At 66.0% G+C, this 14,256-nt stretch carries 15 protein-coding genes; 5 read left to right on the top strand and 10 right to left on the bottom strand.

Features of this window, described 5'->3' with window-relative positions; genetic code table 11:
- Positions 1–206 precede the first annotated feature (206 nt).
- Positions 207–383: a hypothetical protein gene (locus RUU78_RS08775; RefSeq protein WP_313915687.1), complete on the top strand. Its 177-nt coding sequence runs from the start codon at positions 207–209 to the stop codon at positions 381–383.
- A gap of 6 nt (positions 384–389) precedes the next feature.
- On the opposite strand, the gene aceK is transcribed toward RUU78_RS08775, so the two are convergent.
- Positions 390–2,126, bottom strand: coding sequence for a bifunctional isocitrate dehydrogenase kinase/phosphatase (gene aceK, locus RUU78_RS08770; protein ID WP_313915685.1), 1,737 nt, complete (start codon positions 2,124–2,126; stop codon positions 390–392).
- A gap of 159 nt (positions 2,127–2,285) precedes the next feature.
- Here aceK and RUU78_RS08765 point away from each other — a divergent pair, with 159 nt between their 5' ends.
- Positions 2,286–3,614 (top strand): hypothetical protein, encoded by a 1,329-nt coding sequence (locus RUU78_RS08765; RefSeq protein WP_313915683.1) that lies wholly within the window; start codon positions 2,286–2,288, stop codon positions 3,612–3,614.
- Between the two features lie 420 nt (positions 3,615–4,034).
- On the opposite strand, the gene icd is transcribed toward RUU78_RS08765, so the two are convergent.
- Entirely contained in the window at positions 4,035–5,333 is a 1,299-nt protein-coding gene (icd, locus tag RUU78_RS08760) for an NADP-dependent isocitrate dehydrogenase (RefSeq protein WP_313915681.1), read from the bottom strand.
- Between the two features lie 235 nt (positions 5,334–5,568).
- On the opposite strand from icd, the gene RUU78_RS08755 reads away from it, so the two are divergent.
- Positions 5,569–6,084: a hypothetical protein gene (locus RUU78_RS08755; RefSeq protein ID WP_313915680.1), complete on the top strand. Its 516-nt coding sequence runs from the start codon at positions 5,569–5,571 to the stop codon at positions 6,082–6,084.
- A 1,048-nt stretch (positions 6,085–7,132) separates the two neighbouring features.
- Here RUU78_RS08755 and RUU78_RS08750 read toward each other — a convergent pair.
- Entirely contained in the window at positions 7,133–7,507 is a 375-nt protein-coding gene (locus RUU78_RS08750) for a YkgJ family cysteine cluster protein (protein ID WP_313915678.1), read from the bottom strand.
- A gap of 152 nt (positions 7,508–7,659) precedes the next feature.
- Here RUU78_RS08750 and RUU78_RS08745 point away from each other — a divergent pair, with 152 nt between their 5' ends.
- Positions 7,660–8,103, top strand: coding sequence for a hypothetical protein (locus tag RUU78_RS08745; RefSeq protein WP_313915676.1), 444 nt, complete (start codon positions 7,660–7,662; stop codon positions 8,101–8,103).
- A 9-nt stretch (positions 8,104–8,112) separates the two neighbouring features.
- Here the strand turns inward: RUU78_RS08745 and RUU78_RS08740 are convergent, their stop codons facing one another.
- The 5 genes from RUU78_RS08740 to RUU78_RS08720 form a co-directional block, all read right to left on the bottom strand.
- Entirely contained in the window at positions 8,113–9,102 is a 990-nt protein-coding gene (locus RUU78_RS08740; protein ID WP_313915674.1) for a multidrug resistance efflux transporter family protein, read from the bottom strand.
- Positions 9,103–9,113: 11 nt separating this feature from the next.
- Positions 9,114–10,013 (bottom strand): GGDEF domain-containing protein, encoded by a 900-nt coding sequence (locus RUU78_RS08735; RefSeq protein WP_313915672.1) that lies wholly within the window; start codon positions 10,011–10,013, stop codon positions 9,114–9,116.
- A gap of 142 nt (positions 10,014–10,155) precedes the next feature.
- Positions 10,156–11,148, bottom strand: coding sequence for a COX15/CtaA family protein (locus tag RUU78_RS08730; RefSeq protein ID WP_313915671.1), 993 nt, complete (start codon positions 11,146–11,148; stop codon positions 10,156–10,158).
- Positions 11,149–11,152: 4 nt separating this feature from the next.
- The gene (locus RUU78_RS08725; RefSeq protein ID WP_313915669.1) at positions 11,153–11,701 is read right to left on the bottom strand and encodes a hypothetical protein; all 549 of its coding nucleotides are present in this window, start codon (positions 11,699–11,701) and stop codon (positions 11,153–11,155) included.
- Positions 11,702–11,712: 11 nt separating this feature from the next.
- Positions 11,713–12,432 (bottom strand): SURF1 family protein, encoded by a 720-nt coding sequence (locus RUU78_RS08720; protein ID WP_313915667.1) that lies wholly within the window; start codon positions 12,430–12,432, stop codon positions 11,713–11,715.
- A gap of 57 nt (positions 12,433–12,489) precedes the next feature.
- Between RUU78_RS08720 and RUU78_RS08715 the strand changes: the two genes are divergently transcribed.
- Positions 12,490–12,699 (top strand): twin transmembrane helix small protein, encoded by a 210-nt coding sequence (locus RUU78_RS08715; RefSeq protein ID WP_313915665.1) that lies wholly within the window; start codon positions 12,490–12,492, stop codon positions 12,697–12,699.
- A 200-nt stretch (positions 12,700–12,899) separates the two neighbouring features.
- Here the strand turns inward: RUU78_RS08715 and RUU78_RS08710 are convergent, their stop codons facing one another.
- Together RUU78_RS08710 and RUU78_RS08705 are read right to left on the bottom strand one after the other, a co-directional pair.
- A complete protein-coding gene (locus RUU78_RS08710; protein ID WP_313915663.1) occupies positions 12,900–13,040 on the bottom strand; it encodes a hypothetical protein in 141 nt (46 codons plus the stop codon).
- A gap of 156 nt (positions 13,041–13,196) precedes the next feature.
- The gene (locus tag RUU78_RS08705; protein ID WP_313915661.1) at positions 13,197–14,021 is read right to left on the bottom strand and encodes an AraC family transcriptional regulator; all 825 of its coding nucleotides are present in this window, start codon (positions 14,019–14,021) and stop codon (positions 13,197–13,199) included.
- Between the last annotated feature and the right edge of the window lie 235 nt (positions 14,022–14,256).

Below are 14,256 nucleotides of genomic sequence, written 5' to 3'. Positions count from 1 at the left end.
TGCGGTTCTGAGCGATCACTCTTCACCCCCTTGACTCAAGGGGGCTCCAAAAGCAGAAGCTATTTATTGCTTTTCCGGAGAACTCATGTTGAATTTTCCTCAAGGCTGGCTTGCGAAGATGTCGCTTTTTCTGCGGCTATGTCATCACTACGCTGTCAGCACATTCAAGTGGCGTCAACTCCCGCCGCTGCTACCGGAGAACCCGCATGGCCTCGATCTGGAAAGACCTGTTGTTCCTGCATGGTCACTTCACGCGTCCGGAAGACCTGCTCGACGCAGCCGTTGACGAGGCCGCGAAAGCGGTCGTGCGGCGCGAATCGACACCGCTGCCGCAAGACCCGGCCCTCGACGATGCCGGCCTCGTCTGCGGCGGCTGCGGCTGAAGTCCCTCAGACCAGCGACTGCCCCAGCAACGCCGCCGGATTGAGGCAGGCCGTCGGCGGATACGGCGGCACGTCGATGCGCTCGCCTGCAGCGATGCGCCGCTGCAGTTCAAGCCACCAGCCCACTTCGAAGATCTCACCATGGCGATCGAGCAGCGCCGCGCGCAGTTCGTCGTTGAGACCCAGAAACCGAGGAAACTGCTGCGGGAACACGTCGTGCGGACCGACGTACCAGGCGTCGCTGCCACTCGCGCCGTCGCCTTCGTCGTCGGGCAGGTCGCGGAAGCGGCATTCTTCGACGAGGCAAAGTTCGTCGTAGTCGTAGAAGATCGCGCGGCCGTTGCGCGTGATGCCGAAATTCTTCAGCAGCAGGTCGCCGGCGAATACATTGCTGCGCGCCAGGTCGCGGATGGCCTGGCCGTAGTCGAGGATCGCGCGCACCGCGAGGTCCGCGCTGACCTCACGCAGGTACAGGTTCAGCGGCCGCAGGCGCCGCTCGATGTAGCAGTGCGCGATGACGAGATCGTTGCCGTCCACATACGCGCTTTCGCGACATTCATCGAGGATCTCCTTGAGCAGTGCCGGCGAGAAGCGTCGCTGCGGAAAGCGCAGGAAGCGGAACTCCTGCGCATCGACGAGACGGCCGGCACGGTCACGATGGAAGACCATCCGGTATTTCTCCATGACCTCCTCGCGCACGCTTTCCTTCGGAAACGCGAAGCGATCGCGGATCAGTTTGAACACGAGCGGATACGACGGCAGCGTGAAAACCAGCATGACCATGCCGCGTTCGCCCTCGGCATGCAGGAACTGCTCGTCCGGATCGCGCTGCAGGTGGCGGAAGAAATGCCGGTAGCGCTCGGTCTTGCCTTGCTTGGCGCGGCCGAGCACGGTGTAGAGCTCGTCGATCGGCTTGGACGGCAGCAAGGTGCGCAGGAACACGACCGCATCGCCGACCGTGGCCAGATCCGCATGGAAATAGCTGCGCGTATAGCCGAAGACCTGGGCGACGTGCTCGCGTTCGGTCAGCACCGCATCGGCGCGGATGCCGCCAGGCTCGTGCACCAGCGCAATCACGAGTGGCGCGATGCGTTCCGCACCGAACACACGGCCGACGAGATAGGCGCGCCGCTCGCGGTAGAACACGGTCTCCAGCAATTCGATCGCACGCACCGGATCGCCGCCCCAGCTTTCCAGCCGGCGCGATACCGCCTCGGCGATGCGCATCGCGCAGAGTCCGGCATGGGCATAGGCGGCCGCGAACGGATAGTCGTCGAGAATGGCCTGGCAAACCCGCGGCAGATTGCTCCACACCGCGTAGCTGTGCCGCGCGACCGGATGCGTGATGCGGTCAGTCGGCTCGATGTCCAGCGCAACGAACTCGATCGCGGCGTCGACACCGCGGGTCTTGAAGAAGCGCCGCGTCTGCGTGTTGTACCAGGTCTTGTAGAGTTCCTGGTCGAGCAGATTCGCGATCGTCTGGGCGTAGTGCGCGTGAATCTCGCGCCAGAGCGCGCGATCGTGCAGCGCCTCGCCGAGATGGTCCTCGAGCTGCGCGGCCATGCGCTGCGCGCTCGCGTCGTAGAGCTTGATGCGCTCGACCGCATCCTCGCTCGCGCCGCTCCAGTCGCGCATCTCGAAGCGGCGCTGCGCTCGCTGCGTGATTTCGCGGAAGCGCGCGTGATAGTCCGCGAAACCGGCGTGGATCAGGGCAGCGGCGGTGGCCGCGGAGGTGTCAGTCATGGGATAGCGCATCGGGGATTTGCACCAGTATCGCGGCTGGGTCGCTGCTGGCAAGCACGCGATACGCTCACACCGCGGTCATCACACGATGCTTAACGTCTTCTTACGTGGGCGTTTCGGCCGAAGGCCTAGAATCGCCGCGGCGTCAGGGGAAATCGCATGACGTATCGCATCGCAGTCGCCGGTTTTGTCGTTCTGCTTGCCGGAGGAGTCGTTTGCACGACAGCCCATGCCGAACGGCAGACTCCGCAGTGGAGCGTGATGTTCGATAGCGCGAACGGCCAGTTTGCGACATCAGTCGTCGTCGGCACACGCGCCACGAGCGACGGAATTACCATCAATCTGCTGCGTAGCGCGGCCAGCCTCACAACGGAAGGCGTCCGGCAATGGCGCATGGACGCCGCCGACGCCTGCCTGCCCGACGGCACCAATGGCTACGTCGACGCGGTCGAAAGGCTGCCGACGGGAGAGTCCTGGGTGTTGCGCAATTGCTATGCGCCCGGCGGGCTTCCTCAGCATCACGAACTCGTGCGCCTGGCCGCCGACGGCGGCGTGCTGGTGACAACCGACCTGGGCGCCACGCCGGCGCTGTGGTCGCGCGCCATGCTGGTCGCGCGACCCAGCGGTGTGGTCGCACTCGTGCCCCACAACAACGGGTTGCGGTGGCTGCGCATTGGAACCGGCGGAGACGTGATCGACGATGCGTTTACCGAACTCGTCGGACCGGATGAAACAGTGATCATCGCGAACGCGAGACTGTGGCCCAACGGCCGCGCTTCCGTGGGGACCTGGCAGCGCGTCGCGAACTGCAACATAAGTCCGCCGACCGCCTGCGCGCAGCCCGCGAGCACCTTGCTGCGCCTCAACACCGATGGTTCCGAGCGCTGGCGCGTAGAAGCCGGGGCTTTTCTGGCGTTCTTCGGTTTCGAGGATGACGGCAGCAGCGTGATCGCGGAATCCTGGAACAGCCCTCCGTTGCGTCTGCGGCAGGTCAGCGCCACCGGCGTGGCGGGTGTGGCCGTCGATGCCGCCGGCGGCGAGCGAATATACCTGACTGGCGCGGCCGGCCCGGTCCGCGGACGCTATCTCGCCTATTCGGGTACCGAGCATCTGTTGATTGACCGACACGGCACCGTGCTCGCGCGCCGCAATGCCGACACCGCAGGTGGCGTCGCGAGGGCCAATGGTGAGATCGGTTTCCTCACCGGCGCGAGGCACAGCGACGGCGCCCTCGTGTCCGCCGACGATCTCAGCGTGCTCGCAGAATTTGACGTCGACGGCATCGTCAGCGTCAGCGTCAGCGTCAGCGTCAGCGTCAGCGTCAGCGGATCATCGCCCGCCGACGAGTTCTGGAGCCTGCTCGACGACGGCAGCATCTACACAAACTCCCGCGCCCAAGGCGACACGCTGCAGCGCGCACGTATCTCGCGCTTCGCGGTGCCGGGATCCCCGGCGGCGGACATCATCTTTATCAGCCGGTTCGACTGACCAGCGAGGATCGTCGCGTCAGCGCCTGCCGTGTGGCGATCGCGCGTTCGACGCCGTCAGCAAGTTCTCGAATTGCGGCGCTGAGCGGCGTAGTCGATCTGAATCGGCGCGGGTCCGTCCAACAGTTCCAGACCCAGGTCGAGTCCCGGATCGCGGCAAGACAGCAGGTTTCTGGGGTGATCGACTTGAACATGACCAGGGACGCGCCGAGCAAGCCAGAGCAAGCTTCTGTTTTCGGAGCCCCCTTGAGTCGAGGGGGGTGAAGAGTGATCGCTCAGAACCGCAGGTTCTGATCACTCTGAACGCCAACGGGCCGGAAGGCCACACGCCCGCAACGCAGGCGTGTGGCGGGGTTGTGGAGATCTTGTGCAGATCACAAGAGCCGCACTCCAGAACCCGACTGCGAACTTTCACGAATGCTTACAGCGCCTTGATCAGCTCATCCGCAAACTCGGAGCACCGGACCTCGGTGGCGCCGTCCATGAGGCGGGCGAAGTCGTAGGTCACGGTCTTGTTGCCGATGGCCTTGTCCATCGCCGCGATGATGGCGTCCGCGGCTTCGGTCCAGCCCATGTAGCGCAGCATCATTTCTCCGGACAGGATCACCGAGCCCGGGTTGACCTTGTCGAGGCCGGCGTACTTCGGTGCAGTGCCGTGGGTGGCTTCGAACACAGCGTGTCCGGTGCTGTAGTTGATGTTGCCGCCCGGCGCAATGCCGATGCCGCCGACCTGCGCGGCGAGCGCGTCGCTGAGGTAGTCACCGTTGAGGTTGAGCGTGGCGATCACGTCGAATTCGTCCGGACGGGTCAGCACCTGCTGCAAGGTGATGTCGGCGATCGCGTCCTTGATCAGCACCTTGCCCTTGGCCAGCTCGGCCTTCTGCTCAGCATTGGCCTCGGCCTCGCCCTTGGCGGCCTTGGTACGCTCCCACTGTTCCCAGGTGTAGACCTGGTCGCCGAAATCACGCTCGGCCAGGGCATAGCCCCAGTTGCGGAACGCGCCTTCGGTGAACTTCATGATGTTGCCCTTGTGCACCAGGGTCACCGACTTGCGCTTGTTCGTGATCGCGTACTCGATCGCCGCGCGGATCAGGCGCTCGGAACCGTCCTTGGACACGGGCTTGATGCCGATGCCGGAGGTTTCCGGGAAACGGATCTTGCCGAATTCCTTCGGGAAGTTGTCCTTGAGCAGGGCGAGGAACTTCGTGTTCGCGTCGCTGCCCTGTTCGAACTCGATGCCGGCGTAGATGTCTTCGCAGTTTTCGCGAAAGATCACCATGTCCACTTTTTCCGGCGTCTTCACCGGCGAGGGCACGCCCTTGAACCAGCGCACCGGGCGCAGGCAGACGTAGAGGTCCAGCATCTGGCGCAGCGCGACGTTGAGGGAGCGGATGCCGCCGCCGATCGGCGTGGTCAGCGGTCCCTTGATCGAGACGAGATAGTCGCGGCAGGCCTGGACGGTGGATTCCGGCAGCCAGCTGCCAAACTGGTTGTTGGATTTTTCGCCGGCGTAGATTTCGAGCCAGTGGATCTGGCGTTCGCCGCCGTAGGCCTTCTTCACCGCCGCATCGAACACGCGCACCGAGGCGCGCCAGATGTCGGCGCCGGTGCCGTCGCCCTCGATGAATGGAATGATCGGGTTGTTGGGAACGGTGAGGACGCCGTTGTCGATCGTGATCTTGGCGCCGCCGGCGGGGGCGGTGATGGTGGGCTCGGCCATGGAAATCTCCGGTGGGAAAGAGGGGGCAGGCGGCTGCCGGGAGGTTCAGCCGGCTATTGTCGCGGTTGGGCCGAACCGCGTCCATGTGCGCTGCGGCACCGGTCGCCTAATGCAATTCCTGCGCGTTCGCGGCGTGCCCGCGTATACGCAATTTCCAGAACCCGCGCCTGGGTGCGCCTGCCTAGACTGCTTCGCCACGCGCATCCCTGCTTTTCGTCCTCATGGGGAACTACCGATGAAATCCACGCGGCCGCTCGCCCTGGCCTGCCTGTTGCCACTGGCCTGTGTTCACGCCGGAACGCCGCCGATGAAGTCCCCCGCCTGTGCTGCGGCCGAGTTCCACCAGTTCGATTTCTGGATCGGTGACTGGGGCGTGACCAATCCGCAGGGCAAGCCCGCCGGCCGCAACCGCATCGAAGCGGTCGTCGGCGGCTGCGCAATCAGCGAGGACTGGACCGGCGCGAGCGGCACACAAGGCAAAAGTTACACCGCCTGGGACGCGCGCAACAATCGCTGGAACCAATACTGGGTCGACACTGACAGCACGGTTCTGTTCTTGAGCGGCGAATTCAAGGACGGCCGCATGGTGCTCAGTGGCAACCAGGTCGATCCGGGCAGCGGCAAGCGCTCGCTGCAGCGCGTGACCTGGACACCCAACAAGGACGGCAGCGTTCGCCAGCTCTGGGAAAGCTCGGATGACAGCGGCAAAACCTGGACCACGGTGTTCGACGGTCTTTATCGCAAACGCTGACGGTCAGGCCCGGATCGCCCGATCACGGCCATCACCGGGATTGCGGGTCTGGATACCGACGGATCTGGTCGGATGAGTGCGGCGGACCTGGATGCCGGCAGACCTGCGGCAGACCTGGACACCCACCTAGTCGCGTCACGGCGGATCTGGACACCCACCTGCTCGCGTCGAATCTGGACGTCGAATCTGGACACCCACCGAATCTGGACGCCACCTGCTTGGCGCACGGATCTGGACACGGATCTGCACACCCATCGACCCGCGAATCTGGACACCCACGAGTAGCACGGATCTGGACACCCACGAGTGGGCGGATCTGGACACGGATCTGGACACCCACGAGTCGGCGGATCTGGACACCCACCTGCTCGCGTCGAAACTGCACGTCGAATCTGGACACCCACCGAATCTGGACCCCACCTGCTTGGCGCACGGATCTGGACACGGATCTGGACACCCATCAACCGACCCAATCTGGAGACCCACCAATCGCTACGTCTCAGATCGATCCACGGATCTGGACACCCACGAGTCGGATCTACACACCCAAGAGTTGGCCGGGACCTGGCCTGGCTCGAGCGTTCCCAGGCGTGGGCTGGCGGCCAGATTTGGTGGGTGTCCAGATTTGAACTGGCCGCACACCCAAGACTTGGCCGGGACCTGGCATGGCTCAAGCGTTCCCAGGCGTGGGTTGGCGGCCAGATTTGGTGGGTGTCCAGATTTGAACTGGCCGCACACCCAAGACTTGGCCGGGACCTGGCATGGCTCAAGCGTTCCCAGGCGTGGGTTGGCGGCCAGATTTGGTGGGTGTCCGGAATTGAACTGGCCAGACTTGGTGGGTGTCCAGACTTGAACTTTCTGGATCGTTCCTGGGCGTGGGGCTGGCGGCCAGACTTGATGGGTGTCCAGATTTGGGTGTCCAGATTTGAACTGGCCAGACTTGATCGGTGTCCAGATTTGGGTGTCCAGATTTGAACTGGCACCCAGACCTGAGCGCAGAACCCGGCCAAGGCTCGGCTGCAACTTGCGGCAGCAAGTGCGTGGCCCTTCAGGCGTCGGGTGGCATGCCCGTGAGCCGGGACCGCCAGGTTTCCACCGTCAGCGGCGCCAGCCCGTACGCGGCGCGCGCGCGATCGCACTGCGGGCTGGGCTCACCGAACTCCCATGCAGCACCCAGGTCGCGGCATGGCGAAGGCCGGCGCGCGTAGTGGGCACAGCCTACGGCGCTGCCGACCGCGCCGACGAGGTTGATGCAGTGCGGCGTGCGGCTGTCGGTACCTCGCATGCTGACGCGGTGCGCATCCAGCGGCTCGGTAAGCTCCGCCGGCATGCCAGTTTCGGCATAGGCCGTAGTCTCGGACCAGTGGAATGCGACGCGAAAGCGGGCGCAGCAGGCCCCACAGGTCTGGCAGGGATGGGGCACGGCAGGCAAACCGGAAAGCCGACGGGCGACGGCCCGCGCGACAGTAGGCGCGCGGGCCCGGCACGGCAAGCCACGTCACGCCGCCACACGTTGCGACGCGCGGGCGGCAACGCATAACCTCGCCGGCAACACCCTTGCGCACCGTGTCCTTCATGTCCGAACTGCAGCTGCGCCGCGGCATCAGGTTCTCCGCCGGTATCTTCCTGATTGCCGCCGGCATGCAGGCAATGGCGCACTACCAGTTCTACGTCGCCGACACGCTGACGGACGAGCGCCGTCGCGCGGTGATCGAAGCGATGAAGAGCTACGTCCTCGTGCCGCGCCTGGGCACGACGATGTGGACGCTGCATTGCATGTTCAGCCTCAGCTTCGCGGTGCTGCTGATCCTTGCTGGCACGGCGTACTGGTGGATGGCCAAGGACATGCCGGCGCAGAAGCTGCGTCCGCTCGCGACGGCGAGCGCCTGGCTGTGCTTCGCCGCGACGCTGCTGATGGCCGGCGCGTATCCGGTCTTACACACCGTGCTGATCCTGCTGCTGGCCGGGCTGGGCTTCAGTTGGTCCGCCTGGGGCGGCCGCGTGGCACGCGATCCGTGAACACGCGGCTCACGCGCCTCGATCGGTGCGCAGTGCCTGTGTCTCGCGTCGGTCGCCAGCGGCCTTGGCGGCGACAACAAGGCTGAGGCCTGCAATTCCGGCGATGACGAGGCCCGCACCGATCAGCGCCGGACCGGAGGGCAACGACTCGTGCAGGAAGGCGACGCCAAGCGCCGTCGCGAACAGGATCTCGGCCGCCTGCATCGCCTCGACTGCGCCCAGCGCGGTCGGATCATTGCGCACGAGGCCGGTCGCGTGGAAAAACAGGATCGTCGCGATCGTGCCGGCGAACAGCGCGACGCCGCCGGCCAGAAGCACCTGCGAGGCCGCCGGCGGACCCGACTGCCAGGCCGCGTAGACGGCAACCAGCAGCCAGAACGGCTGACTCGCCAAGGTCATGCCGAACACGCGCTGGGTGGCGTTGAGGTCTTCGCCGCTGCGCTCCAGGTGCAACAGGATGCGGCGGTTGCCGAGCGGATACAGCACCGCCGCGACGCAGACGCTCGCGAGCGCCGCCCAGGCCTGCGCGTCGAGCGCACCGTCGAAATGGCCGAACTGCAGCAGCAGCACGCCGGCGACGGTGACGAAACCCAGCCCCAGTGCGCGTTTGGGCAGACGTGCCCGTGCATCGCAATAGATCAGTGGTGCGAGCAGCATGCCGGCAACGATGGTGAGCTGGAAGCTGCCCGCGATCAGCCACGATGGCCCGCTTGCTGCGGCCCAGGTCAGGCAGAGGCAGAACAGCGTGAATCCGATCGCGCTCCACAACAGCCACGGCAGCGGATGCGCGCGCAATGCCCGCCAGACTGGCGTGAAGCCCCCGTTGAACGGCACGACCAACGCCAGCAGCGGCAGGGTCAGGAAATAGCGCAGCGCCGCGGTCCAGGCCCAGTAGCCCCCGTCGATCGCCATCGCGCGGTTGAGTACATAGGTCGCGGTGAAGAACAGTGCCGACAGCAGCGCGACGAGGACGGCATACGAGGCGGACGATTTGCGCATTGCGTCGCGCGTCAGGCCACGTCGACACGGCAGACACGGTTGCGGCCGCCCTGCTTGGCACGATACAGCTGCTCGTCCGCGGCGCGCATGAGGTCGGCCAGCGAACTCATGCCGCGGCGCCACGGCGCCAGGCCGATGCTGACGGTCACGGTGGCGGATTTGCCGCCGAGTTCGAACGGGCTGGCTTCGATCGCGCGACGTACGCGCTCGGCCGACTCGACCGCTTCGCCGAGGGTTTGCTCGGCATAGACCAGCGCGAACTCCTCGCCGCCGATGCGCGCGATCAGCTGGTCGGCTCGCGCATTGTGCCGCAGCAGTTGCGCGATGCCGCGGATCACGCCGTCGCCGGCCGGATGGCCGTAGCGGTCGTTGATCGACTTGAAATCGTCGATGTCGACGAGGGCCAGAATCAATGTGCGCAAATGCCGCGTAGCGCGCAGAATCTCTTTTTCCACCAGCTCCTGGAACTGGCGACGATTGTAAAGACCGGTCAGCGGATCGGAGGTAGCAAGCTGGTACAGCTCCTCGTGATAGCGCGCCTCGACCGAGCCCTGTTCCATGAACTTCAGGATGCTGTCACCGACGCCGATGTGGTCGCCGTCGCGCAACTCGGCCTCGAGGATGGGCTGTTCGTTGACGAAGGTCTTGTTGGTCGAGTCCAGGTCGCGAATGCGATAGCCGCTGGCTTCACGCCAGATGCGGCAGTGCTGGCGCGAGATGCTGCCGTGATTGATCTGCAGCTCGACATCCGGCGAGCGCCCGACGACGACGTCCTTATCGCCCAGTTCGTGCCGGTGACCCAGGTTCTCGCCATGGATGACGACGACGCAGGCCGAGCCCACGTGCGCCGAGCGCTCGCCAGGCGGGCGCACGGTTCGGCGCTGTGTGGTGTTGCCGTTGCGCGGGGACATGGCCGGAGTTTAGCCGCAGCGTGTGATTTTCACGCAGTGGGGCGCCGGCCGTGGCGATAGCACATGGTCGGGTTGCCCCGGACGCCGCGAACAGGACACCGCCGTAGCGCGTGCCTCGCCCCAGCGCGGTCCGCGCTCTGTCTCAGTTGCGGGCGCGCCGCAGCCGGACCAGCAGTCCGAACAGGACCAGCAGCAGCAGCGCCGCGCCTGCGTTGTGGGCCGTCGCCACGGGCAGCGGCAGGCCCAGTACGACGTTGCTGATGCCCAGCCCGATCTGCAGCAGCAGTGCGGCAAGCAGCGCGAGCGCCCATCGGCCGAAGCCGCGGCGCCAGGCCGCAACGATGACGCCGAGCAGATGCCCGAGCACGACCAGGGCGCCAATGCGGTGAACCAGCTGGATCGCCGTGCGCGCGTCCGCGTCGAGCACGCCGCCTTCGTAGTTCACGCCGATGCCGCGCCAGAGCACGAACGCCTCGCGAAAATCCGTCGCCGGCCACCAGCGCCCGGCGCAGGTCGGGAAATCCAGGCCGCAGGACAGCGCCGCATAGTTCGCGCTGGTCCAGCCACCGAGCGCGATCTGCAGTGCGACCAGCACGATGCCGGCGATCAGCATGCGCCGCAGCGCAGCGGTGTCGGCGCGGCCCAGCGGCTCCAGACTGAGGCGCAATGCAACATAAGCCAAAAGGCAAAAAGTCGACAAGCCGCCCACCAGGTGCGCCATCACTACAATGGGCTTGAGCTTCCAGGTCACGGTCCACATCCCCAGCAGCGCCTGGAACACGATCAGCACCGAGGCGGCCAGCAGCACCGCCGCAATACCGGACATCTCGCGGCGCCGGCGCCAGGCGAGGAAGGCCAGGCCGAACGTGGTCAGGATCAGGCCGCCGGCGAGAAACCGGTGCACCTGCTCGCGCCAGGCCTTGTGCGATTCGACGGCGCGCTCCGGAAACGCGAGGTTGGCCGCGTCGATCTCGTGGTGCTTGGGCCAGGTCAGCTTGCCATAGCAGGTCGGCCAGTCGGGGCAGGACAGACCGGCGTTGGACAGCCGCACGAAGGCGCCGAACACGATGACGAGCAGGGCGAAGGCGACGGCGAACCAGGCCAGGTTGCGCAGGTTTCGGTGGTTCGTATTCATGGCATCAGCGGATCAGGCGGGAGAGGTCCTGGCGCACGCCCGAAGGGTCGTAGCCGGGATCGAAGCGCAGCATCAGCAGGCCGGCCGGGTCGACCACGACGGCGGCGACACTGTCGGGAGTCACCGGTCGAAGTGCCTGCAGGGGCGCGGCGGCGGACTGGACGAAATCGAGGCGGGCGAACCGTTGCAGCCGCGCCGGTGTCGCCTCGACACCGAGTACGGCCAGGCGCAGGCGCGTCGCCTTCTGCGTCATCAGCGACCAGACCTTTTCCGCATCAGCCAGACGCTGCTCGCAGGCAGTCGCGCAGTCCGGCCCGGCGATCAGCAGCAGGGTCCAGCGGTATTGGCTGTCCTTCCAGGTGAACGCGGCATCGCGCACGGCGCGCGGCGTGTCGGCCGCGAGCTCCTGCGGCGGCTGCACCAATGCGCCGTTGTTGCGCAGCTTGTGCGGCTGCCACTGCCCCAGACGCAGTCCGAACGCGACCACGATCGGGGCCATGAACACGAGCATGATCGCGATCAGCTGCAGGCGCTTCTTCGTCTGAAATTCCATCCATTATTTCCTTAGTTCATTTTGCGCCAATGCAGCACAACGAAGATCACGAGCGCGGCCAGCGCAAAGGTGAACCACTGCAGCGCGTAGCCGCGGTGCTTCTCCGGCGACATCACCGCCGGCGTCCATTGGCGCACGAAACCCGACGCCGGATCCGCGTCGAGCAGCAACAGCCGCGGCGCGACCGGCGTGTTCAGATCCGCCGAAATCGCCGCGAGATCCAGGAACACCGTCAGCTTGGGCCAGGCGTTCTGGCGTGGCAGTGCGTCACCGCCGACGCGCAGCCCACCACCCGGCGGCGGCGCGTAGATACCGTGCAGCGCGACGTCGGTCAACGGCAGCGCCGGCCAGGCCGGCGGCGGCTGGCCCGGCGGCGCGGCGATCCAGCCCAGATCGACGAGAAGGCGGCGCGTCGAACCGACCGGCGCAAACACCGCGATCGCGCGCCGTCCGACCTTGCCTCCATGCACCTGCTGGTCCAGCCAGTAGCCGCGTCCGTCGACGTAGTGGCCGCTCGCGACTACGCGCGGATAGTCCCCGACCGGCAGGGTTTCCGGCAGCGTGGCAAATTGCCGCACGCCGCTGTTGTCCGCGGCGGCATAGGACGCCAGCAGGCGCTCTTTCTCCTGCGCGCGCAGCCACTGCCAGCGCGACAGTCCAAGGAACGCTGCGAGACCGAGCACCAGCAGCATCCAGGCGAATGCGCCCGGCCAATGCCAGCGCCGGCTCATGCGCAGCCGCGCCTATACTTGCGCATTGCGCCGTGCGCGCCTGCGAGCAGTTCCGTTATGGCCGGCAAACTCATCGTCGTCGCGTTCCTGATCGTGATTCTCTACAACCTCGGCGCGGGGCTGTATTACATGATGGTCGACAAGGGTACGACCAATCGCTCGGTAAAGGCGCTGACGCGACGAATTGCCCTGTCGGTCGGGCTCATCGTGGTGGTCATGTTCGCAATCGGGATGGGCTGGATCACGCCGCACGACCTGGGCCGCTGACCCATCCACGCACACACGGCCGTGACATGGCGTGGCGCTGCCGGGCCGCCCTACCGCGTCGTTGATTTTCGGCTTCATCCTGCCGCGCGGGAGCAGCACCGCGCCGCGCGGTTTGCGCTTCTGCCTGTGGGGTCCGAACACGAAAGCCGCAGCCGTCCCCCTACACGGGGACGGCTGCGGCGTGTAGTCGCCTCGCCGGTTCAGGCGCTGCCAGCGGGATGCGCTTCCTTGAGTTTCTGCGCACACTCCTCGCAACACACTTCGACGGTCTTGCCGCCGAGCTTCACGCTGATACGATTGCCGTCGAGCGGGTAATCGCAAGCCGCACAGGTCTCTGCCATGGCACTTATCTCCGTAAACACCCGCAATCCGGGTGTGGCTACTAGACCATCCGGGCGGCTGGCACCGCTGTCAGATTCTTTAGTGCGCGACTTCTGCAGCACGCGACAGCCGGGCATACGTCTATCCGGTCCATACCTCGCGCCAGCGCGACCACGCTATCGCAGCGACTGCTTGAACGCGCTCGGCGAGCGGCCATAGGCCTGGCGGAACGCGGAAGCGAAGTGGCTGTGGCTGGAGAAGCCGAGCTCGAACGCGAGCGCCGACAGGTCGTCCTCCTGCGGAATCCGGTCCAGCGCACGCGCCAGGCGCACCCGTAGCTGGTAGCGATACAGCGGCAGGCCCTCGACCTGCTGGAACACCTGCGTGAGATACACCGCCGAGCCGCCGAGTTCGGCCGCCATGGCGGCGAGCGTCCAGCGCCGCGTCGGATCGCTCGCGAGCAGCAGCTTGGCGCGATCGACCAGGCTGCGCCGCAGTCGCGTCGAGCGCGGTGCGCGCGCGGTGCGCGGGCCCAGGCTGCGACTCACGAGCGTGAGCAGCAGGCCCTCGGCTTCGAGCGGCTCGATCACGCCGTTGTGCAGGCCGTGGCGCAGCAAGGCGACGAGCGCCTGTGCGCGCGGATCGATGCTCAGGCACTGTTCGCGGAAACCCGGCTCGCCACTGCGTTGCAGCAGCTCCGCCGGCGCAAGTTCCTGCAGCGTCGCTTCGGGCAGCACCAGCGAGAGGCAGGCATCACCGCCTTCGACCGGATGGCTGACCTGATACGCCTGGCCCGCGTTGAAGAACAGCACATGGTTCGCGTCGGCCACCGACTGCTCCGCGCCGACATGGCGCACGTAGACGCCGCGATACGGAAACACGAGGTGCGTCGCCGCGGTGCATTCCTCGGCGCTGCGATGCCGGCATTCGCCACGGCAGCGCACGTCGCGTACCGACAGCGTTCCGGTATCGAGCAGCAGGTTGACGTCGAACTCAGGCATGGTCGCTGGCGCCGGCGCGGACAGGCGCAGCGTACCCGATCGCCGCGGCGCGGGAGGCGGGAATGAGTGACGAGAACTGAGAAACCAGCGTGTGCGGCAGTTTGCTGCGAATGGGCCAGAAACGAAAAAGCCGCGCTGGGCGCGGCTTCTGCGTGTGCGCTGCCTGTGGTTCAGAGCACGTAAACGAACATGAAAAGACCTAGCCACACCACGTCGACGAAGTGCCAGTACCAGG

Source organism: Tahibacter sp., from assembly GCF_032229445.1.
Taxonomy (GTDB): domain Bacteria; phylum Pseudomonadota; class Gammaproteobacteria; order Xanthomonadales; family Rhodanobacteraceae; genus Tahibacter.
Note: the sequence above shows the minus strand (reverse complement) of the source record. Positions and strands in the feature narration are given on the sequence as shown.